Raw genomic sequence first — 22,170 nt, 5'->3', positions numbered from 1 at the left:
ACGCGCGGCGGTGAATATACATTGTGAAATCGCGTCCGGGATAACGACCAACACACTAAATAGCAAATTTGCGAAGAAGGAGACACACAATGGCTTTTACCCACCTCCACGTCCACACCGAATACTCCCTGCTGGACGGTTCCAATAAAATAAAAGAATACGTTGCCCGTGTAAAGGAGCTTGGGATGGACAGCGCGGCCATCACAGACCATGGGGTCATGTACGGCGTCATCGATTTTTACCGGGCAGCGAAAGCAGCCGGAATCAATCCGATCCTTGGCTGCGAAGTCTATGTAGCCCCTGGTTCCCGCTTCGACCGCGAGATCGGCAGTGGCGACGACCGTTACTACCATCTGGTACTTCTTGCCGAGAACAACCAGGGCTACCAGAACCTTATGAAAATTGTATCCAAAAGCTTTAAAGAAGGCTTTTACTATAAACCACGAGTAGACCTGGAGCTTCTCCGGGAATATCACGAAGGTCTCATCGCGCTGAGCGCCTGCCTGGCCGGTGAAGTAGCCCGGTTCCTTAACAGAGGAATGTACCCGGACGCTAAGAAGGCGGCCCTCCGCTATCAGGAAATTTTCGGCGAAGGCAATTTTTTCCTAGAGCTTCAGGATCATGGAATTCCGGAACAGCAGAATGTAAACCAGCAGCTTCTGCGCATGCACCAGGAGACTGGAATTGACCTGGTAGCCACTAACGATATTCATTACACCTACAAAGAAGATGCTGATCCTCACGACATTCTTCTGTGTCTCCAGACAGGGAAGAAGCTGTCCGATACAGACCGTATGCGCTACGAAGGCGGTCAGTACTACGTGAAATCCGAGCAGGAAATGGCGGCACTTTTCCCATATGCACTGGAAGCCTTGGAGAACACACATAAAATAGCAGAGCGCTGCCACGTAGAAATTGAATTCGGAGTTACCAAGCTGCCAAGATTTGACGTTCCCGAGGGCTACACCTCCTGGGAATACCTGAATAAGCTCTGCTTCGAAGGGCTGGAGCGCCTGTACGATCCGGTTACCCCAGAGCTACGGGAGCGACTGGAATACGAGCTGAACACTATCAAAAATATGGGCTATGTTGACTACTTCCTCATTGTGTGGGATTTCATCCATTATGCCCGCAGTAATGGCATTGAAGTAGGTCCCGGACGAGGCTCCGCAGCCGGAAGTATTGTTGCATATACCCTTGGAATCACCTTACTTGATCCAATCAAATATGACCTTCTGTTTGAACGTTTCCTGAATCCGGAGCGAGTATCCATGCCTGATATTGACGTGGATTTCGGATTTGAGCGAAGACAGGAAGTAATCGACTATGTTGTACGGAAATACGGCAAAGACTGTGTGGTTCAGATTGTTACATTCGGTACTTTGGCAGCCCGCGGTGTTATCCGTGATGTAGGCCGTGTCCTCGATATGCCATATGCCCAGGTAGACTCCATTGCGAAAATGGTTCCTGCCAAAATACCGAATGTGAAGCTTGTCACAATCGACAAAGCCATGGAAGTAAACCCGGAACTGAAAAAAGCATACGACGAGCAGCCGGATGTGCATCATCTGATTGACATGGCCAAACGTCTGGAAGGTCTTCCAAGACATACCTCCATGCACGCTGCCGGAGTTGTAATCAGCCAGAAAGACGTCTCCGAGTATGTGCCCCTTTCCCGCGCGCAGGACGGAACCATTGTCACCCAGTTTGTCATGACAACTCTTGAGGAGCTGGGACTTTTGAAAATGGATTTCCTTGGCCTTCGAACCCTGACTGTAATCAACAACGCAGTAAAAAATGTAAAGAAAAATTACGGCATATCCCTTGATATGCAAAAGATAGATTATAATGACCAGAAAGTGCTGGATTCTCTTGGAACCGGACGTACAGACGGTGTGTTCCAGCTGGAGAGTGGCGGAATGAAGGGCTTTATGAAAGAACTGAAGCCTCATAGCCTGGAGGATGTGATCGCCGGAATTTCCCTGTATCGTCCGGGACCGATGGACTTTATTCCCCAGTATATCCGCGGCAAGAACCGTCCAGACACCATCCACTATGATTGTCCTCAGTTGGAGCCAATCCTGAAGGCGACTCACGGTTGTATCGTGTACCAGGAGCAGGTTATGCAGATCGTACAGAGCCTTGCCGGATTTACCCTGGGACGAAGCGATCTTCTCCGCCGGGCCATGTCCAAGAAGAAACTTAACGTTATGGAAAAAGAACGCCAGGCTTTTGTCTATGGAAATGAAGCAGAAGGTGTTCCTGGATGTATTAAGAATGGAATTGACGAGAAAATCGCAAATAAGATTTATGACGAAATGATCGATTTTGCACAGTATGCATTTAACAAATCCCATGCGGCTGCATACGCCTATGTTACGTATCAGACTGCCTTTCTGAAATACTATTATCCGGTAGAATATATGGCTGCGCTGATGACCTCCGTAATCGACAAGCCTACCAAGGTTGCCGAGTATATTCAGGTCTGCCGCCAGATGAATATTCCGATCTTGCCGCCGGACATCAACAAAGGCGAGTATGGTTTTTCTGTATCAGGAGGCTCGATCCTCTATGCACTTTCCGCAATCAAGAGCGTAGGCCGTCCGGTCATCGAGGCTATTGTTGCAGAGAGAAAAGAACATGGCGAGTACCTTTCCGTGAAGAACTTTATTGAGCGGAATATGGAAGCTGTGAACAAGCGTGCCATTGAGAACTTTATCAAGGCCGGTGCTCTGGATTGTCTGGAAGGAAACCGTCATCAGAAGATGGTCGTTTTTGGTCAGATCGTAGATGACATTTCCCGAAACAAGAAGCAGTCTATGGCAGGGCAGCTCAGCTTATTCGACATTGCCAGCGAAGATGAAAAAAAAGAATTTGAGATCCGTATGCCGAATCTGGAAGAATATGACAAAGAGACGGTTCTGTCCTACGAAAAAGAAGTCCTTGGCATATACCTGAGCGGTCATCCTCTGGATCGCTACCGTAATATGATGGAGAAAATGATTTCCGCAAGAACTATTGATTTCCAGCCGTCAGATGAAGACGACCGTGAAGGCGGTGAACCGGATGAGTCAAAAGTACGGGACAATCAGAAAGTCATCATCGGAGGAATGATCACAGAGAAAAACGTGAAGTATACCAAAACAAACAAAGTGATGGCGTTCCTTACCGTGGAGGATCTGGTTGGAACTGTGGAAGTCATGGTTTTCCCAAGAGATTACGAGAAATGGCAGAATATGATCAATGAGGACGCCAGGGTATTCATCCAGGGACGGGTATCTGCCGAGGATGACAAGGCCAGCAAACTGATCCTGGAAAAGGTACGGCCTTTCTCCGATATTCCGAGAGAACTCTGGATCCAGTTTGAAAGTAAGGACGATTACAGCCAGAAAGAAAAAGGGCTTCTGGAGGATCTACGGAATTCTCAGGGTACAGACACTGTCGTTATTTATCTGAAAGATGTAAAAGCAATGAAAAAACTGTCTGCTGCATACCATGTAAATCTGCAGGATGAATGGCTTGCACAGATGAGTAAAAAATATGGTGAAGGCAATATCCGGGTTGTAGAAAGAGCTCTGAAAACGCTTTAAAGTGAAGAATCAGACAGGTATATGGAAAATTATGGTAAAATCACGGAAAACAGAGTGTAATTTCGGCAATTACTTAAGGAAAGAGTCTTGAAAAACCTTTGAAAATGCTATAAACTAATGCTGAATATGTGTATAGAAAAACGAGGGCGTTTCCACTGAAAATGGAGACACAGCTCCCGACGATTCATAAGATGGAGGAGATTATTATGGCAGAAAACAAAGTTAAGACCATTGGTGTCCTTACCAGCGGCGGTGACGCTCCTGGAATGAACGCTGCAATCCGTGCAGTTGTAAGACGTGGACTTTCCAGCGGACTTAAAGTAAAAGGTATCCAGAAGGGCTATAACGGCCTTTTAAACGAAGAGATCATCGATATGACAGCAAGAGATGTATCCGACACCATCGAGCGTGGTGGTACAATTCTTTACACTGCAAGATGTGCTGAGTTCCGTACAGCGGAAGGACAGCAGCGTGGTGCAGAGATCTGCCGCAAACACGGTATTGACGGACTTGTTGTAATCGGTGGAGACGGTTCATTCGCCGGAGCACAGAAGCTTGCAAACCTTGGAATCAACACAATCGGAATTCCAGGAACCATCGACCTTGACATTGCATGTACAGAGTATACCATCGGTTTTGATACCGCCGTAAATACTGCTATGGAAGCAATCGATAAGGTTCGTGATACCTCTACTTCCCATGAGAGATGCAGTATCATCGAGGTTATGGGACGTGGAGCCGGCTGGCTTGCACTGTGGTGCGGTATTGCCAACGGAGCAGAGGATGTTCTGATCCCTGAGAAGTATGACTATGATGAGCAGAAGCTGATCAATAACATTATTGAGAGCCGTAAGATGGGTAAGAAACACCACATCATCATCAATGCAGAGGGTATCGGTCATTCACAGGCTATGGCAACCCGTATCGAGGCCGCTACAGGAATCGAGACACGTGCTACGATCCTTGGTCACATGCAGCGTGGTGGAAGCCCAACATGTAAGGACCGTGTATATGCATCCATGATGGGTGCTATGGCAGTAGACCTTCTTCTGGAAGGCAAGAAGAGCCGTGTTGTTGGATATCGTCATGGTGATTTCGTTGATTTCGATATCAATGAAGCTCTTGCAATGGAGAAGAGTGTAACTCCATATATGTGGGAGGTTTGTGAGTCCCTTTCTCATAATTATAGGAAATAACAGTGATAATACGGTTCACTTGTCTCAGGGCATATCTCCGATTGGGTTTTACAGTCTGTGATACACATTTTGCAGAAATCCTTAGAGCTATGTGTCGGCGGCAGGTGAACCGTAATTATAAAAGAGTCATTGTTCCTAACATTCTACAGCAGAGTATTTTGCGAAAGATGCTGAGGGGCAGTGACATAAAGGAAGCTTATGTTCATTCAAAACCTGCAATATAAATTGCATAAACTGAATACAGCACAGATCATTACCCTCAGCTTTGCGGGGGTAATTTTTGTAGGAGGATTAATTTTGTGGCTGCCTTTCTGTACGGCAGCAGGCCAGACCACTTCGTTCTCCGACGCTATGTTTACAGCCACCACCTGCGTATGTGTAACCGGCCTTGTGACTGTGACCACAGCCACTCACTGGAGCCTGATCGGCAAGCTGGTGATCCTTTTGCTGATCCAGATTGGCGGAATTGGTCTGATCGCTCTTGCCAGCATTATTTTTATTTCCCTGAATAAGAAGATCAGTCTGAAGAACCGCAGAATGATCCAGGAATCCTATAATCTGGAGCAGATGTCCGGCCTGGTAACAGTGGTGAGAAAAGTGGTTCTCTGCGTATTTGCAGCGGAAGGAATCGGAGCTGTCGGCTATGCGTTCTGCTTTGTACCAGAGCTTGGACTGGTGAAAGGTCTGGGGCAGGCTGTTTTTACAGCAGTTTCAGCCTTTTGTAACGCAGGGATCGATCTCTTGGGAGAGAACAGTCTGGCAGACTATGTAACCAATCCTCTGGTGAATGTGACAACTATGGGATTGATTATTGCTTCTGGACTTGGCTTTAATGTATGGTGGGATCTTGGAAAAAGAATAAAGCTGGTTTTTCAGAAGAAGCTTTCTCCTAGAAGATTATTCCGGACCCTTCGCCTGCAGAGCAAGCTGGTTTTGACTACAACCGGGATTTTGCTCCTTGGTGGGACGATCTGTATTTTGCTGTTTGAGTATAAGAACCCGGCCACACTGGGAAGTCTGTCCTTTGGACAGAAGCTGATGGCAGCGGCATTTCAGTCTGTGACCACAAGAACTGCAGGATTTTTTACAATTGATCAGGGGGCACTGACCAGCGGAAGCGTAATAATCTGTCTGTTTCTTATGCTGGTTGGAGGTTCTCCTATGGGGACTGCCGGCGGAGTGAAGACGACTACACTTGCAGTGCTTGTGCTGAGTATTATTGCCAACCTTCGGGGAAAAAAGGATGTAGAGGTTTATGGGAGAAAGATTCGCAGCAGTTATATCCGTTCTGCGCAGGTAGTTGTGGGAATGGCGGTTAGTGTGCTGCTTATTTCCGTGCTGGGGATTTTTGCAATTATGCCGGATGCACCCTTTGTGGATGTGCTGTATGAGCTTACTTCTGCAATTGGAACCGTAGGTCTTTCCAGAGGACTGACCGCGGTCCTGAATACACCGGCCAAATGGATCGTTATTTTTACCATGTATCTTGGAAGAATCGGTCCGCTGACACTGGGCGCGGCGGTTGTATCCCGTGCGCAGAAGCGAACGAAAGATGTACATCTGGCAGAAGAGAATATTATGATAGGATAGAAAATGGCGTCTGTGGACGACATTATCCCGCATGAAAGTCCGTTGCTTTCATAGCAGATTTTAAAGGAGATTAGAATGAGCGGAAAATCCTTTGCAGTCATTGGATTGGGGCAGTTTGGAATGACCCTGGCAAAAGAGCTTGCGAATGCAGATTATGATGTTTTGGCAATTGATGATAAAGATGAAAATATTCAGGAAATTGCAGATACTGTCACTTATGCAGTTCGTGCAGATGTGCGCGAGCCTGGAATTCTGAAATCTCTGGGCGTACAGAATGTAGACGTTGCGATTATTGCGGTTGCAGAAAATATGGAAGCCAGTATTACTGCCACCATGCAGGTGAAGGATCTGGGCGTCCCGCTTGTTCTGGCGAAGGCAATGAATTCCCTTCATGGCCGGATCCTGGAGAAAATTGGTGCTGATCAGGTAATATATCCGGAGCGTTCCATGGGCATCCGCGTTGCCCGTAATTTTACAGCCAGTGGATTTGAGGATGTGTTTGAGCTTTCTACGGAGTTCAGTATGGCAGAATTCCGGATCCCGAATGAATGGGTGGGAAAAAGTCTTTCAGAGATCAGGCTCCGTGAGCAGCATCATATAAATCTGGTTGCAGTGAAGCATGGAGATTCTGTAAATGTAAACCTGAATCCTGCGGAGAAGCTGGAAGCGGGTTGTATTCTGGTTGCAGTAGGAAAGAACGAGGATTTGAATAAATTCCGAAAGCCGCTGTAACAGGGAGGATAATTTATGATAACCAGTGCAAATAATACACAGGTAAAAAATATCATACAGTTAAACCAGAAGGCCAAGGCCCGCAGGGAACAGGGGTTGTTTGTGGCTGAGGGCCGGAAAATGTTCGGGGAAGCTCCAAAGGACTGGATTTCCAGGGTTTATGTGACAGAATCCCTGACAGCAGATGAGTTCCTGATGAAGCAGGTCATGGAGCTTCCGGAAGAAAAAAGAGAAATTGTGGCAGATAATGTTTTCCGCCAGATGTGTGATACCAGGACTCCACAGGGAATTCTTACAGTTCTGAAGAAACCGGCGTGGACTGTGGAAGATATTTTAAAAGGAGATGCTCCTTTGGTAATGGTTCTTGAGGATCTTCAGGATCCGGGAAATGCAGGGACTATTTTCCGAACAGGTGAGGGTGCTGGTGTTTCCGGTGTTTTTCTTACGAAAACCTGCGTAGACATTACCAATCCAAAGGTCATCCGATCAACTATGGGATCTGTTTACAGAATGCCTTTCCTATATGTGGAGGATGTGGTATCATTAAAAGCAGAACTGGAGCAAAAAGGTATCCGTACCTTTGCAGCCCACCTGAAAGGAAAAAATTCCTATGATCAGGAGGATTATCAGGGCGGCACAGCATTTCTTATTGGAAATGAAGGAAACGGGTTGACGGAAGAGGCAGCAGAAGCTGCTGATTGTCTCATCCGGATCCCCATGTGCGGCAAGGTGGAGTCCTTGAATGCAGCTATGGCTGCAGGAATTTTGATGTATGAGGCTGCAAGGCAGAGACGGTAGGGTTAGCTGATCTGGAATCTGTCTGCTGAAGTATATCTGATGACGTATGGCAGATTTTGACAATCGCTTATCTGAAAGGGGGAGTCTTATGGAACCAATTATCTGGCTGGGAGTCCTGGCTGTGCTTCTGGTTATTGAAGGGCTTACCACGGCACTTACTACGATCTGGTTTGCAGGAGGCGCACTTGCTGCCGCTATTGCAGCCGGCATTGGAATGGGAATCGTGCCGCAGCTTCTTCTGTTTTTCTGTGTTTCACTGGTGCTGCTGTTTTTTACAAGACCGGCAGCTCTGAAGCTTATGAGAAAAGACACAGAGAAAACAAATGTGGAAGGTCTTCTTGGAAAAAAGGCTGTCGTGATCCAGAAGATCAATAATCTGGCCCAGACAGGCCAGGTTCGCATCAATGACATTGAATGGATGGCCCGGACATCCGATGACAGCGTAACAATTCCGGTTGACACTGTAGTAATCATAAAAGCAGTCCACGGCGTTAAATTGATCGTGGAGCCAAAGGAGGCGTAATATGGGAAGTATCTTATTTTTGCTGATCGTCATCATTCTGGTGCTGTGGATCCTGGCATCCTGCATCCGCATCGTACCCCAGGCATATGCGATCGTACTTGAGCGTTTAGGCGCTTACCAGGCAACATGGGGAACCGGCGTACACTTCAAACTTCCATTTGTAGAGCGTGTGGCAAGAAAAGTCAATCTGAAAGAGCAGGTTGTAGATTTCCCACCACAGCCAGTTATCACAAAAGATAACGTAACCATGCAGATTGATACTGTTGTATTTTTCCAGATCACAGATCCGAAGCTGTACGCATACGGCGTTGAGAATCCGATCATGGCTATCGAGAATCTTTCCGCGACTACATTGCGTAACATTATCGGTGATATGGAACTGGATGAAACCTTGACCTCCCGTGAGGTGATCAATACCAAGATGCGTGCTTCCCTTGACGTGGCAACTGATCCATGGGGAATCAAGGTAAACCGTGTAGAGCTTAAAAATATCATTCCTCCGGCTGCTATTCAGGAAGCCATGGAGAAACAGATGAAAGCAGAGCGTGAGAGACGTGAGGCAATCCTGATCGCAGAAGGTGAGAAGAAATCCACCATCCTTGTTGCAGAGGGTAAAAAAGAATCTGCAATTCTTGATGCCGAAGCTGAGAAACAGGCTGCTATCCTTCGCGCGGAAGCGCAGAAAGAGCGCATGATCAAAGAGGCAGAAGGTCAGGCAGAGGCAGTTCTGAAGGTTCAGAAGGCGAATGCAGAAGGTCTTCGTATGATCAAGGAAGCAGGTGCTGACAATGCAGTTCTTACCCTGAAGAGCTTCGAAGCTCTTGCGAAAGTGGCAGACGGCAAATCTACCAAGATCATTATCCCGTCAGAGATCCAGAACCTGGCAGGACTGGCAGCTTCTTTGAAGGAAGTTGTTGTGGATGAGAAGGATAAAAAAGAAGAGTAACATTCTTGAAACAAGAAATTAATGAGATGAAAGCCGGCTATGGTCAGTCTGAAAAGTGAAAAATTCAAAGACTTGTACGACAGTTTACTGTAAAGCATGACAGAAAGAAAAATGGTGCCAGGTACTATACCTGACACCAGAGGAGGATTATTATGAACTTAAAAGGCAGAAATTTTTTGACACTGAAAGACTTTACACCAGAGGAAATTCTGTATCTTCTTGATTTATCCGCTGAGTTAAAGGCAAAGAAAAAAGCCGGTGAGCTTACCGAGTATTACAAAGGCAAAAATATTGCCCTGATCTTTGAGAAAACCAGCACCAGAACACGTTGTTCCTTCGAGGTGGCAGCCCATGATCTTGGAATGGGAAGCACCTATCTGGATCCAACTGGCTCTCAGATCGGCAAGAAAGAGAGCATTGCAGATACTGCAAGAGTTCTTGGAAGAATGTATGATGGTATTGAGTACCGTGGATTTGGTCAGGAAATTGTAGAAGATCTTGCAAAATATGCAGGAGTTCCGGTTTGGAACGGTCTTACAAACGAATATCATCCAACACAGATGTTAGCAGATATGCTTACCATCCGTGAGCATTTCGGATATCTGAAAGGAATCAAGCTGGTATACATGGGCGATGCCCGTTACAACATGGGTAACTCCCTGATGGTAGCCTGCTCCAAGCTTGGTATGCATTTCGTAGCCTGCACAAGTAAGAAATATTTCCCGAATGAGGAGCTGGTTGCTCAGTGCAAAGAGTACGCAGCAGAGTCCGGCGCAACCATCACTCTTACAGAGGATGTAGAGGCTGGAACGAAGGACGCAGACGTTATTTACACAGATGTATGGGTATCCATGGGTGAGCCGGATGCAGTATGGGAAGAGAGAATCCATGATCTGACACCATACAAGGTAACCTCTGCAGTTATGAAGAATGCAGGGGAGAAAGCAATTTTCCTTCACTGTCTGCCGGCATTCCATGATCTTAAGACAAAGATTGGAAAGGAAATGGGTGAGCGCTTCAATCTGACTGACATGGAGGTAACAGACGAAGTATTCGAGTCTCCGGCTTCTAAGGTATTTGATGAGGCTGAGAACCGTATGCATACCATTAAAGCGGTTATGGTTGCTACACTGGGTGAGCCAGAGAATAAATAATTCGGCTTCCAGATAACAATGAATTAATGAATTCCGATTGTTCCTACGTTCTTATGTACTACTTTTTATCCTCTAGATAAGATGTATCATTCATTCAAAGAATCTGGACGATTGGGAGTTATAGAAAGGGTATCTGAAATGATTTCCGAAAAAGAATCATACGAAGAAATTGTCACAGGCAGTATCTATAACGAAACCACAATTGCAGATCAGATACATACAAAATGGGCGGGCAAAACCGTCCATTTTGCAAGAAAAACAGATTCTACCAATTTGTGGATCAAGCGTCTGGCGAAAGAAGGCGCACCAGAGGGAACTCTTGCACTGGCAGAGTTTCAGTCGGCTGGAAGAGGCCGCCTTGGCCGTTCCTGGGAAGTGCCGGAGGGAACTTCTGTTATGATGAGCATTCTTCTTAGACCGAAATTTGAGCCTCAGTATGCTCCTATGCTTACTCTTGTGATGGGAATGGCAGTTGCAAAGGCTGTGAAGAAGTTTGGTTTTGATGTAAGTATCAAATGGCCCAATGACGTGGTGGTTTCCCACAAAAAAATATGCGGAATCCTTACCGAAATGGGAGTCCGCGATGGAAAAATTGACTATGCAGTCATCGGAGTGGGAATTAATGTAAATATCAGAGAGTTTCCGGAGGAGATGGCAGACAAGGCTACATCCCTTTATCTGGAGAGCGGCAGGGAATTTGACAGAAGCCAGATTCCTGGGCTTGTGATGGAAGCTTTTGAGGAATACTATGAGAAATTTGCAGCGACCTGTGACCTCAGTGGGCTGAAAGAGGAATATGAAAGTATTCTTGCTAATTACAATCAGCCGGTGCGTGTGCTGGCGAAAGAGCCGTATGAGGGCGTGGCCAGAGGGATTACAGATGGCGGAGAGCTGTTGGTAGAGAAAACCGATGGAACGATCGTAGCTGTCAGCGCCGGTGAGGTTTCGGTTCGCGGGTTGTATAGCTATGTATAAGGGTTGTGTTATTTAGGCACATTTTCGCAAATGATATTCCCCACTGATTGCGATAATCCTACAGTGAATGGGGCATATCACTTGCGAAAATGTTGTTGACACAGATGAAAACAGAAAGGTGGGACTTAATTGTATCAGGAGAATGTAGTGCTTTGCGGCGCAAGCGCCTATGAACAGAAATATTATTTTAATAAAGACTTTGATTCTCTGCCAGATCATGTGAAGAAAGAACTGCAGATCATGTGCGTTCTTTTCACAGAAGAGATTGGCGGAATTTTCACATTGGAGTTTGATGATCATGGAAATCTGCAGTTTAAAACTGAGGCTACGGAAGCTGATGGATTTTATGATGATATTGGCGGTGCACTGAAGATTAAAAAGCTGCGTGTAGAGAAAGAGGAGCTTCTGGAATCTCTGGAAATGTATTATCGCGTGTTCTTCCTTGGGGAAGATGTGGATAAAGAGAAGACAGAAGAGTAAGCTGTGTGGATAAACTGGTAAACAAGGAAAATAGCAGCTCATCAGATGTGACATTTGAGTTCACGAAGCGAGTAATTGTTGAAAGGATTGAATAGTTATACATCAAATATGAAAGTAATTAAGGTGATATGAGTAGTAATTTAGATTCTAAGTTGAGATATGAGCTTCCAAAGGAGATGAAGTGGAAAATCGGAAATGTGGAGATTCCAAACCGGTTCGTCCTGGCGCCAATGGCGGGCGTTACCGACCTGGCTTTTCGCAGGCTTTGCAAGGAGCAGGGCGCTGGGCTTCTCTGCATGGAGATGATCAGTGCTAAGGCTATTTCCTATAAGAACAAAAATACCAGGGCTCTGATGGAAATCGACCCGGTGGAGCATCCTATTTCCATGCAGCTCTTTGGAAGCGAGCCGGAGCTGATGGCGGAGGTAGCGAAGGAAATTGAGGAAGAGCCTTTTGACATTCTGGATATCAATATGGGATGCCCGGTGCCGAAGGTAGTGAATAACGGTGAAGGTTCAGCTCTTTTGAAAAATCCGGATCTGATCGTGAAGATTGTGAAAAGCGTTTCTTCTGCCATTCAGAAGCCATTGACAGTGAAAGTTCGTATCGGTTTTGAGAATGAGCCAGTGGATATTGTAGAGATTGCAAAGCGCGTGGAGGATGCCGGGGCAGCAGCTATTGCAGTTCATGGACGGACACGGCAGCAGTATTATTCCGGGATAGCAGACTGGGAGACCATTGCCAGGGTTAAAGAAGCAGTTTCCATTCCGGTGATTGGAAATGGGGATGTGGATTCGCCGAAAAAGGCGGAGAAACTTTTCCGGCAGACTGGGTGTGATGCTGTGATGATCGGACGTGCTGTGGAAGGAAATCCGTGGATATTTCGGGAGATGAATCACTATTTTGCAACAGGGGAAGAGCTGGCCAGACCGTCTCTTGCCGAGGTGAAAGCGATGATTCTGAAGCATGCGCGAGCGCAGATAGAGATGAAGGGTGAGTTTATCGGTATTCGGGAGATGCGTAAGCATGTGGCATGGTATACAGCCGGAATGCCCCACAGTGCAGGGCTTCGTAGGGAGTCCAATAATATTGAGAGTTATGCAGATTTGGAGAAGCTGCTGGAGAGATTATAATTATGTTCAGTGGATCTGATTCTGCAAAAAATCATTTCAAATGTAGTGTTGACCAGATGAGTGGAAAACCGCTGTATGGTGATAAAAAGATAATAATCAGACGTATGAGAGTCAGGAGGTTTGGGCTGGGAGGGCTGGAACTTGCTGACTTTTCTATAGTTGAAAGGGAACGATTATGGATAAATTACTGAAATATAACGGTGTGCAGGAAGCATTAAAATTTCTGCGTGAAGATGATGAAAGAACTTTGCAGGAGCACCTGGAAATGTGTCAGATACCGGCTCCTTCTTATGAAGAAGGGGAAAAAGCGGAATATGTCCGAAAGAAGATGGTGGATGCCGGCCTTTCAGATGTGCACATTGATGAGGTGGGAAATGTGCTGGGAACCTGGAAAGGGACTGGGAATGGACCGCGAATCATGGTTGCGGGACATACAGACACCGTTTTCCCAAAAGAGACAGACCTTACTTTGAAGAAAGAAGGCGAACGCTACAGCTGTCCGGGAATCGGAGACGATACCAGGGCGGTAGCAGAACTTCTCAGTCTTGCAAGAGCAATGAATGCTGCAGGAATTCGCGGCGAGGGAGATATTGTGTTCTGCGCGAATGTGTGTGAAGAAGGACTCGGTGACCTGAGGGGAATTAAGCATGCGTTTAAGAATATGGCAAATACAGAAGGGCACTACGATGGTTTCGTTTCCATTGATGATAAAAACACCTCCGGAATCATCTACCAGGCAGTAGGCAGCGAACGCTATCTGGTAACTTTCCACGGAACCGGCGGTCACAGCTTCACCGGCTTCGGAATTCCCAACCCGATTCACGCAATGGGAAGGGCGATTGCGAAAATCAGCGATTTCCAGACACCAAAGAACCCGAAAACTACTTTCAGTGTAGGCGTAGTAAACGGCGGCACATCTGTAAATGTAATCGCGGCAGAGTGCTCTATGCTGGTGGACATGCGCTCTGTGGATGCAGGGGAACTTGAGAAATTATCTGCAAAACTCCACCAGGCAATAGAAGAAGCCGTGAATGAGGAAAACGCCCGCTGGGGATATGGAACTTTAAGTTCTGAGAGTACAGGAACCCTTGACTACAATAATATGACGGCGAAAAGCAGTGTGGGAGATACAGCTGACGCAGTGCCAGTGAATGCTGATAATGGAGAAAGGGAAAACTCAGCAGAAGATGACCGCATCACAGTCACCTTCGAACAAAAAGGCAGGCGCCCAGCTGGTACCCAGGACAAATCTTGCCAGATTGTCCAGGCTGCAAATGCTGCAAATCAAGCCATAGGTATGGAAACCCTGTACATCGGTGCCGCCAGTACAGACGCCAACATCCCCATCAGTCTTGGAATCCCTGCCATCACCGTGGGCTGGGGAGGAAAAGGCGGTGGAGAGCATACCATCCACGAATGGTACGAACCTGCAGAATCCTGGAAAGGACCACAGCGTGATTTGCTGTTGCTGTTGGCGTTATCGGGCTATGAAAATATACGAGAGTATCAGCTTCCACGCATAAATCCGAAAGGAAAATAAAAAAACATCCCCTGGAAAGAATAGTCCCAATAAACGGACATTTCCCTTCCGGGGGATGTTGTATTAACTGAATTAGTTCTGATGTTTTTTTCGAAGAATTACATAAACCAGGATCAAAGTAAACAGCACAAACAAAATGGAGCAGGACAGTACATAATTCAATGCTGCGCCCATAATTCCCCACTGCTGCACCAGGATCCGGGCAGCTGCGATGGTAATAATTGCGGTTATGGAATAAACTGGAAGCAGGCATTTTCCCCAGCGGATAGCGATAAGGATATTGTAGATCATGTAGACTTCCGCGCTGATTCCACCGCCGATAAGTAAAACTACGAAATGCAGCTTATATGGGGAAAGATCTACACCGTAAATAATCTCCAGCAATGTTCGACCGATGAGATGCCCTCCGGCCACAACAGCCACACAGCAGACAAGGATGATGCCAATGATCCGCAGTATGTACAGTGTGAACTTTTTTACATTATTTTCCCACCATAATTCTGCGATGGTGGTGATGGTTGGCTTAAACACGAACTCGCACATCAGCGAAATCACAAAAGAAGGCATAAACAGAATGCTATAGTAAGTCTGATATTCATCTGTCATAACGCCAGCCATTGCGTATTTTGGAATGTTGTAGAGCAGCAGGGAAAGAAAAGTACCGATAAACATAGGGGTACAGGTTCGAAGTAACTCCCACACATGAGACATCTGAAGCTTGCGTCCATCCTCTTCATGACCAACGTATTTTCTGGTCATCTGTGAGTTAATGATAAGACACAGAATAAGGGAGGTTGTAGAAGTAGCAACACAGGTGCAGTACAGGTTCTTGGTGATAATAAGCATAGCGGTGAAAAAAACTGCGGAATACAGATTTCTCGCCGCCAGCATTTTTCCCATCTGCTCAACATGGTACTTTTGCTGAAGATTTCCGTGGAAAACATCCTCCACCGCATCAATCATCTTCATCATAATAATAAAAGTGCTGATGATAATATATTCGCCTTTGAAGCTGAAGGAACTGTAAATAATTCCAAACAGCATCATCAGTGCACAGGTGATAATGCGGGAAACCTTATACTCGGAAAAAATATATTTGTGCTCCAGATCCGTGGCCTGATAGGTGCGGACACCATAGCGTCCCACCTGCAGAAGCAGCTGTGCAGTAGCGTAGCTTAAGGAATAAAACCCTGCCAGCTGTGCGCCACACACACGAGTTACCACCAGGAGATACAAAAAGGAGGAGCCTGAGTAACAGGTACTTCCGATCATATTCCATAAAAAGGCTTTTTTTACATTTTTTTCTTTATTCATTTGCTAAAAATCTCCATTTATTGGTAATCGCTGCTTAATCCTCAGATGTTATCTGGCGCAGCTGTTCCATAGAGTGCTCACGGAAGCGGGCAATCTGCTCATTTGCATAAGTGAAATCAATTTCTTCAGTAAGCTTTTCGTAAGAAACATCATCCATAGTTCTGTCAGTAAGCTTCACCAGATTAAGAAGCTGCTGAACACGGCGGTTCATGTGGTGACCGTTTACCTTGGCGAAGAATTTGCGGTTAAAAATAAGGGCAAAAACAACACCATGGAAAGAATCAGAAACTACATATTCTGCATTTTTGAAAAGTCCCATCCACTCTGCAGGACCAACTGTGATCTTGCAGTCACATTTCAGAAGACCAACTAATGGGAAAGGAATGTATACAATACGGTAGCCGGTCTTATTGTGGAGACGGCGGGCGAAGTCTACGATTTCTTTGTTAATTCCCAGCTGGTAAACCAGAATGTATTTTTCTTTATATTTTGGCTCAACCAGAAGCTTATCCCACTCTTCCGCAGTGAGAAGAAGGGTAGGATCGCAGACCACTTCAGGACGCTTCTCTGTGAGATTCTCTACAATGTCAGCCCCATAGTCTTCACGAACCAGAATTTCATCAAAATCGGAAAGCAGTTCTTTATATTTCTGCTGGTATTCTTCCGGCGGAAGATTTTCACCGATACTTGCGGCATAGCTGCATTTCTTTTTCCCCTCTTTTACAAAATCAAGGAAATAGGTAGTGTCAAAATTGGTAAGCTTGTAATCCCAGATCTGGTCGCTTCCAGCAATATAAATATCGTATTTGCCAGCTACCGGCTGCATTTTACCCTGAGTGACAGGCTGGCTGTAGCGCATGTGTCTGCGGAATCTGTTGCATTTGAAACGGCGGGGAATGTAGCAGATATGGCCGATTGTCCCGTAAATATAGTTAAAAAGTCCTTTCTTTTTCAGGTTTACAAGGCGGAAAGGATTGCTGATATAGTCGCAGCGGTAATCAATAATTTCCGGCTGGGTGCCGATTTCCTGCAGCTTTTTCTGAAGCGCGTAGCTCTGTAGGATGGCACCGTAATTGTCGTAGTTATGGAAGGTAATCACACCTACTCGTTTTTTCTGCATAAAGTCCTCCTGGCTAATATAAGGTAGATATAATATAACACATAAACGAGAAAATAAACAGTTTTTGCAGGTGGATTTATCAATTAATTCCAAAGTGTTTATGGAAGTTAAAGTTGAAATTGTTAAGGAGTACGCTATAATAGAGATAATGAAATTTACCTGAGAAAGTGGAGGCGAAAAGATGGCGGGATATTTAATCGCAGAAACTACCCGTGAGGAGCGGGAGAAGATTGTTGCAGAATCCCTTGGAAATATTGAGGCGAACTGCGACGGCTGTATGGCAGGACTGGCTGAGATGTATCAGGAATACATTGACGGGAAGAAAGAGCTTCGCCAGATCAATATGGAATTTAACGCAAGATACGTAAAAGGCGAGGACATGCCGGTGAGAAGCCGGTGCCCGGAGTCCTTTTGCTAATAGAAATCAAAGAGGGCACCAAACTGAAATATGAATTGAGGCAGTACGAAGTAACAGAATAAAGAAGCAGTAAGAGCAGAAGTTTTCAGTACATGTAACGAAAACTTCTGCCTTTTTTTAACCAAATGTTAATAGTTCTTTTTTTATTCTGGTGTTATTATGTAAAAAAGTCGTATTATAATTAATAAGGAAATAAAAGGCTATTGCTAATTACGTCTGCAATAAATACGTTCTAGAATTATTTTAGTTATGGAGAAAAGTATATGGAAAAAAACGTATTAAAGGTTCGCATGCTTGGAACCTTTTCGTTGGAATATAAGGGAAAAGAACTGGTACTGGATCGAAATAAAGCATCGAAGACTACACAGCTTTTTCAGCTGCTTATGTTTCATACCGAAGACGGCGGAATTTCCAAAGCTGCTATGATAGATGCCCTTTATGGAAGAGTTGAGGTGGAGAATAAGAACGGAAGCCTGAACAACACCATTTTCAGACTTCGTAAACAGCTGAAGGATATTGGACTTCCAGATAGCAAATACATAAATATCCAGTCCGGAATGTGCCGTTGGGACGGAAATATTGAAGTTCAGGTTGATGTAAATGAGTTCCGGAAACTGATAGAGAAAGAAAAAAAGGAGAAACGGGAAGAGGACAAGCTTCATCTCTGGATGCAGGCCTGGAAAATTTATAAAGGTGAATTTCTCCCGGATATGATCGGGGAGCAATGGGTCGCTGTGGAGAATGTTCGGTGCAGAGATGAGTACTTCCGTGTTACAGAGGAGCTGTGCCGCTGGCTGAAGGGGCATGAACGGTATGAAGATCTGCATAAAGTGGCGCACAGAGCCGCCGAAATTTATCCCTTTGACGAGTGGCAGGTCTGGGAAATCGACAGCCTGATCGGAATGTCACGATATAAGGAAGGCCTTGAAGTTTACCAAAACACCGAAAAGCTTTTATTCGATGAAATGGGAGTGGCCCCTTCGGAGAGATTGTTAAAGCGTTTCAAGCTGATGGGAGAACGGACTTCACAGGCAGCAGGTGCCCTTAGCGATATCAAGGAAAGACTTCGGGAAAAGGAGGCTGCAGTAGGAGCATATTTCTGTCCGTTTCCCAGCTTTGTTGACATCTATCATGTATTCAGCCGTATGGTGGAGCGCTCTGGTTTATCCGTGTTTGTTATGCTTTGCACACTGGACTATAAGGCGGATCATGTTTCGGAGGAGAAGGAACGTGAAAAGTCCGAACTTCTCAGACAGGCCATCCAGTCATCCATACGAAAAGGTGATTTTTACACCAGATACAATGTCCGGCAGTATATTGTCATGCTGATCGAAATCAGCCAGGAGAACTGCCCCATCGTTTCCAAACGAATTGCAAAAAAATTCAATAAGCTCTCTGGCGATAAGAAATTCACTCAGGTTGATTTCTATGTGGCATCCATTGGAGAGATGTGTGAAATGGAGGGATAAATTATGGTCTACGATGTGATTTGTGATGAGTATGAACTCATTTGATCCTGATTTATGGAAAAGACTTGAAAAATGCTAAAAATGCCATAGGAAATCGCTCGTTTTTGCAACTCTTTCGGAAAATGAAAGAGTTGGAGAAAGAGGCAAAGTGATAGAATATATTTAAAAATCATATACTATCTATCATGCAACCGAAAATAATTCCCGATTCGGTTAAAATAAATCTACATATCCAAAGAAAGGAATGAGACATTATGAAAAAGAATGGGTATTTAAGAAGATTTCTGGCACTGTTTCTCGCTCTTGTGATGATCATGGCTGATTCATCTGTGACGACGTTTGCGGCGACGGTGGGAAGGGTGAAGCAGAAGAGTGCGGCCGCGGAAAGCAGCAGTCAGTGCAATGTTCAAATCAATGTTGCAGAAGAACTTGACGTGGAACAATTTTTGAATGATTACAAATATATAATGCTTGGAACGGAGACTCCCGACAAGTGGCCAGGGATTGGGGCAACATCATCAATTGAAAAAATAAGTACAACAGAAAATGTTGTACTGAATGATGTTGCAGAAGGTACAGAGAAGAAAATTTATTTTGTGCAAGGAAAAGAGAGCTGGCAGTGGGGAGCCTATAAAACTACTGGCGATACTTTTCAACAGGGTGAAAATAAATTTAAAATTTCTGTAAGTGAAACTGCAAGTGGTTTGACTGTAAATATAAATAAGGTAGAATTTATTTCTCGCAATGTTCAGATAGTAGCTGATGCAGATCTTGACTTTGCAGCATTTACAAATCAGTATAAGTATGTGATGCTTGGAAAGACCACTTCTTCTGGAGTTGAGGCGGTTTCTACTATTGAACAAATCGATAGCAACACAACAGACGTAGAGTTAAAAGTTGATAAAGATGAAAATGCAGATGATTTAAAACTGTATTTTATAAGGGATACTTATAATTTAAATAGTAATTTGACCAATGATTCAAAATTTAAACAAGGTAATGTAAATTATAAAATAGCAGTAACAACAGATAATAATAATTTCAACGTAAATATCGAAAAAGTGGTATTTCAGCCAGGACCTACAGTTGATTATAAATCCGTTTTAGGAAATTCATTACATTTTGGTATTGTGGCTAATGATTTTACTTGTAATGGAGATCTGGAAGCAAACCTTGCAGTAGGTACTTTGCATGGTTCTGGAAATATGAAGAGTAGTAAAAATTATGGCGGTAATGGAACTACTTTAATTGGTGCATATGTTGATTATGGTTGGTATATTTTTAAGAACTCTGAAGGTGGTCAGGGTGATTTAATCCTTTATACAACACCAGACGCTGCTAACAGATTTGGAAATGATATATGGAGTAAAGGTTTAGTAATTGATACAGAAACATATAGACAAGAGGAAATTCAGAATATTGTTAGAAGTATGGTTGATGAGTCAAGAATGACTAGTAATAAACTAGCTTCTGATGCTCATACAAAAGGTTTAAAATATTCATCTGTTGCTGATGAAAATGGTGTGATTGATTTAACAACCTCTCCAGCTGGAACTTATTATATTGATTTTGAGATAGGAGAATATGCAAATTCTAATTTAAATCTTAAAATTACTGGAGATCAAAATATTGTATTAAACATACCAGACGAAACAGCCACATTGAAAACTTATCAACTTAATATCGATGGGAAGAATTGTAATATTGGTGGATACGCAAATGGTGGAATTGGTGAAAAGGCTTGCGAAAATATTATCTTCAATTTAAACAATGCAAGTTCTGTTATTTCTGAAACAATACATGGTGTAGTATTAGTACCAAATGGTTCTTTTGAAAATAAAGCTGTAGGTGCAGGTTGGATTGTTGCAGATTCTGTAACAAGTGGCGGTACAGAATGGCATTGTCTTTCAAGAGATATTCCTGTTGTGACTTCTTATGCAATAAAAGCTAAGAAGACTGTAAATGGCAAAGCCCCATCCGGTAACGAAGCAGGAAAATTTACATTTAAGTTGTATAAGATTGATGACAAGGGAAATGAAACGCTTGTTGATACAAAATCCAATGGAGATGGTGGACTCGTTTCATTTGATACATTTGGAAATATTACAGAGGCTGGAACTTATTGGTATAAGATAACAGAAGAGGGAACTGTTGCGGGTTATACTATTGATACAACTGTTTACTATGCAGAAGTTGTGGTAAATGCAACTCCTTCAAATGGAGTAATTATTAGCAAGAATGCAAAAGTTACTTATCATAAAGGGACTAAGACTGGAGATACAGCGACAGTTGCGACCTTTAATAATATTAAAAAAGAAGATGAAACATCTGCAAACATTAAGGTTAAGAAAACATTTACTAATGGTGCAGCAGATAAGAAGTTTAACTTTGTATTAACTCCAATTAACAATGCACCAATGCCAGAAGGTGCTGTAAATGGAAAGAAAACAATTAGTGTTGCTCAAAATGATGGTGTGAAGAATTTTGGAGAAATCAAATATACGACAGCAGGAACTTATAGATATGAGGTTGTTGAAGATTCTTCAGAGCAGGCAGCAGGAATTACATATGATAATCATAGATGGACTGTGACTGTAGCTGTGCCAGCTGACTTTAGTACACCTACAGTAACTTATAGTAGGGAGGATGGTATAACTAGTACTATAGGTGCTGAATTTACAAATAGTGAAGAAAACAAGGAAACGGAAATAACCTTGGAAGGAACCAAGAGCCTGAGCGGAAGAAATCTAAAGGCAGGAGAGTTCAAATTCGAGGTAAAAGACGAAGTCGGAACCGTAGTGGCAACCGGAACGAACGATGCAGCCGGAAAGATCGCATTCAGCAGGATCGGATACAAACTGTCCGACCTGAAGAAAGGGGACGGAAGCTATGCATCTGAGAAGACTTACAGTTATAAGGTAAGTGAGGTAAAGGGAAACGCCGGAGACGGAATCACTTATGATGACAAAGAGTATACTGTAAAGGTAAAAGTAAGCTATGACCAGGCAAGCGGAACGATGAAAGCGGAGCTGGCAGACAAGGACCAGAAACTTGCATTTGCAAACAGCTATGACACCGAGACTGGAATTGACCTGGAAGGAACCAAGAGCCTGGAAGGAAGAACGCTGAAGGACAAGGAGTTCAAATTCGAGGTAAAAGACGAAGTCGGAACCGTAGTGGCAACCGGAACGA

Annotated in this window: 17 protein-coding genes; 15 read left to right on the top strand and 2 right to left on the bottom strand. The window is 44.3% G+C overall.

Annotated features, from left to right (window positions below; all coding sequences use genetic code 11):
• Positions 1–89 precede the first annotated feature (89 nt).
• The 12 genes from LIZ66_RS17260 to LIZ66_RS17205 all read left to right on the top strand — a co-directional run bounded on the left by LIZ66_RS17260 (position 90) and on the right by LIZ66_RS17205 (position 14,657).
• The gene (locus LIZ66_RS17260) at positions 90–3,590 is read left to right on the top strand and encodes a DNA polymerase III subunit alpha (protein WP_173717391.1); all 3,501 of its coding nucleotides are present in this window, start codon (positions 90–92) and stop codon (positions 3,588–3,590) included.
• A 206-nt stretch (positions 3,591–3,796) separates the two neighbouring features.
• Entirely contained in the window at positions 3,797–4,786 is a 990-nt protein-coding gene (pfkA, locus tag LIZ66_RS17255; RefSeq protein ID WP_118583954.1) for a 6-phosphofructokinase, read from the top strand.
• A 297-nt stretch (positions 4,787–5,083) separates the two neighbouring features.
• Entirely contained in the window at positions 5,084–6,376 is a 1,293-nt protein-coding gene (locus LIZ66_RS17250) for a TrkH family potassium uptake protein (RefSeq protein WP_227201095.1), read from the top strand.
• A 75-nt stretch (positions 6,377–6,451) separates the two neighbouring features.
• Positions 6,452–7,108, top strand: coding sequence for a potassium channel family protein (locus LIZ66_RS17245; protein WP_173717393.1), 657 nt, complete (start codon positions 6,452–6,454; stop codon positions 7,106–7,108).
• 15 nt (positions 7,109–7,123) lie between these two features.
• Entirely contained in the window at positions 7,124–7,906 is a 783-nt protein-coding gene (locus tag LIZ66_RS17240; RefSeq protein WP_227201094.1) for a TrmH family RNA methyltransferase, read from the top strand.
• An 88-nt stretch (positions 7,907–7,994) separates the two neighbouring features.
• Positions 7,995–8,429: an NfeD family protein gene (locus LIZ66_RS17235; RefSeq protein WP_173717395.1), complete on the top strand. Its 435-nt coding sequence runs from the start codon at positions 7,995–7,997 to the stop codon at positions 8,427–8,429.
• A gap of 1 nt (position 8,430) precedes the next feature.
• Positions 8,431–9,375: an SPFH domain-containing protein gene (locus LIZ66_RS17230; protein WP_173717396.1), complete on the top strand. Its 945-nt coding sequence runs from the start codon at positions 8,431–8,433 to the stop codon at positions 9,373–9,375.
• Positions 9,376–9,527: 152 nt separating this feature from the next.
• Complete coding sequence (argF, locus tag LIZ66_RS17225) at positions 9,528–10,529, top strand: ornithine carbamoyltransferase (RefSeq protein WP_173717397.1); 1,002 nt, start codon at positions 9,528–9,530, stop codon at positions 10,527–10,529.
• 138 nt (positions 10,530–10,667) lie between these two features.
• A complete protein-coding gene (locus LIZ66_RS17220; RefSeq protein ID WP_227201093.1) occupies positions 10,668–11,504 on the top strand; it encodes a biotin--[acetyl-CoA-carboxylase] ligase in 837 nt (278 codons plus the stop codon).
• A 129-nt stretch (positions 11,505–11,633) separates the two neighbouring features.
• Entirely contained in the window at positions 11,634–11,984 is a 351-nt protein-coding gene (locus LIZ66_RS17215; protein ID WP_118583962.1) for a DUF6145 family protein, read from the top strand.
• A 176-nt stretch (positions 11,985–12,160) separates the two neighbouring features.
• On the top strand, positions 12,161–13,117 hold the full coding sequence (gene dusB, locus LIZ66_RS17210) for a tRNA dihydrouridine synthase DusB (protein WP_227201096.1): 957 nt from the start codon (positions 12,161–12,163) through the stop codon (positions 13,115–13,117).
• 175 nt (positions 13,118–13,292) lie between these two features.
• Positions 13,293–14,657, top strand: coding sequence for a M20/M25/M40 family metallo-hydrolase (locus LIZ66_RS17205; protein WP_227201092.1), 1,365 nt, complete (start codon positions 13,293–13,295; stop codon positions 14,655–14,657).
• 72 nt (positions 14,658–14,729) lie between these two features.
• Here LIZ66_RS17205 and LIZ66_RS17200 read toward each other — a convergent pair whose 3' ends face one another.
• Positions 14,730–15,971 (bottom strand): lipopolysaccharide biosynthesis protein, encoded by a 1,242-nt coding sequence (locus LIZ66_RS17200; RefSeq protein WP_118583966.1) that lies wholly within the window; start codon positions 15,969–15,971, stop codon positions 14,730–14,732.
• Between the two features lie 34 nt (positions 15,972–16,005).
• Positions 16,006–17,091, bottom strand: coding sequence for a polysaccharide pyruvyl transferase family protein (locus tag LIZ66_RS17195; RefSeq protein ID WP_227201091.1), 1,086 nt, complete (start codon positions 17,089–17,091; stop codon positions 16,006–16,008).
• 181 nt (positions 17,092–17,272) lie between these two features.
• Between LIZ66_RS17195 and LIZ66_RS17190 the strand changes: the two genes are divergently transcribed.
• The 3 genes from LIZ66_RS17190 to LIZ66_RS17180 all read left to right on the top strand — a co-directional run.
• Positions 17,273–17,509 (top strand): purine biosynthesis protein PurH, encoded by a 237-nt coding sequence (locus tag LIZ66_RS17190; RefSeq protein ID WP_173770309.1) that lies wholly within the window; start codon positions 17,273–17,275, stop codon positions 17,507–17,509.
• Between the two features lie 263 nt (positions 17,510–17,772).
• Entirely contained in the window at positions 17,773–18,978 is a 1,206-nt protein-coding gene (locus LIZ66_RS17185) for an AfsR/SARP family transcriptional regulator (protein ID WP_195408901.1), read from the top strand.
• 254 nt (positions 18,979–19,232) lie between these two features.
• A partial coding sequence (locus LIZ66_RS17180; protein ID WP_227201090.1) for a Spy0128 family protein occupies positions 19,233–22,170 on the top strand: 2,938 nt, incomplete at its 3' end.

Source organism: Blautia faecis (assembly GCF_020554845.1).
Classification (GTDB): Bacteria; Bacillota; Clostridia; order Lachnospirales; family Lachnospiraceae; genus Blautia_A; species Blautia_A faecis.
Note: the sequence above shows the minus strand (reverse complement) of the source record. Positions and strands in the feature narration are given on the sequence as shown.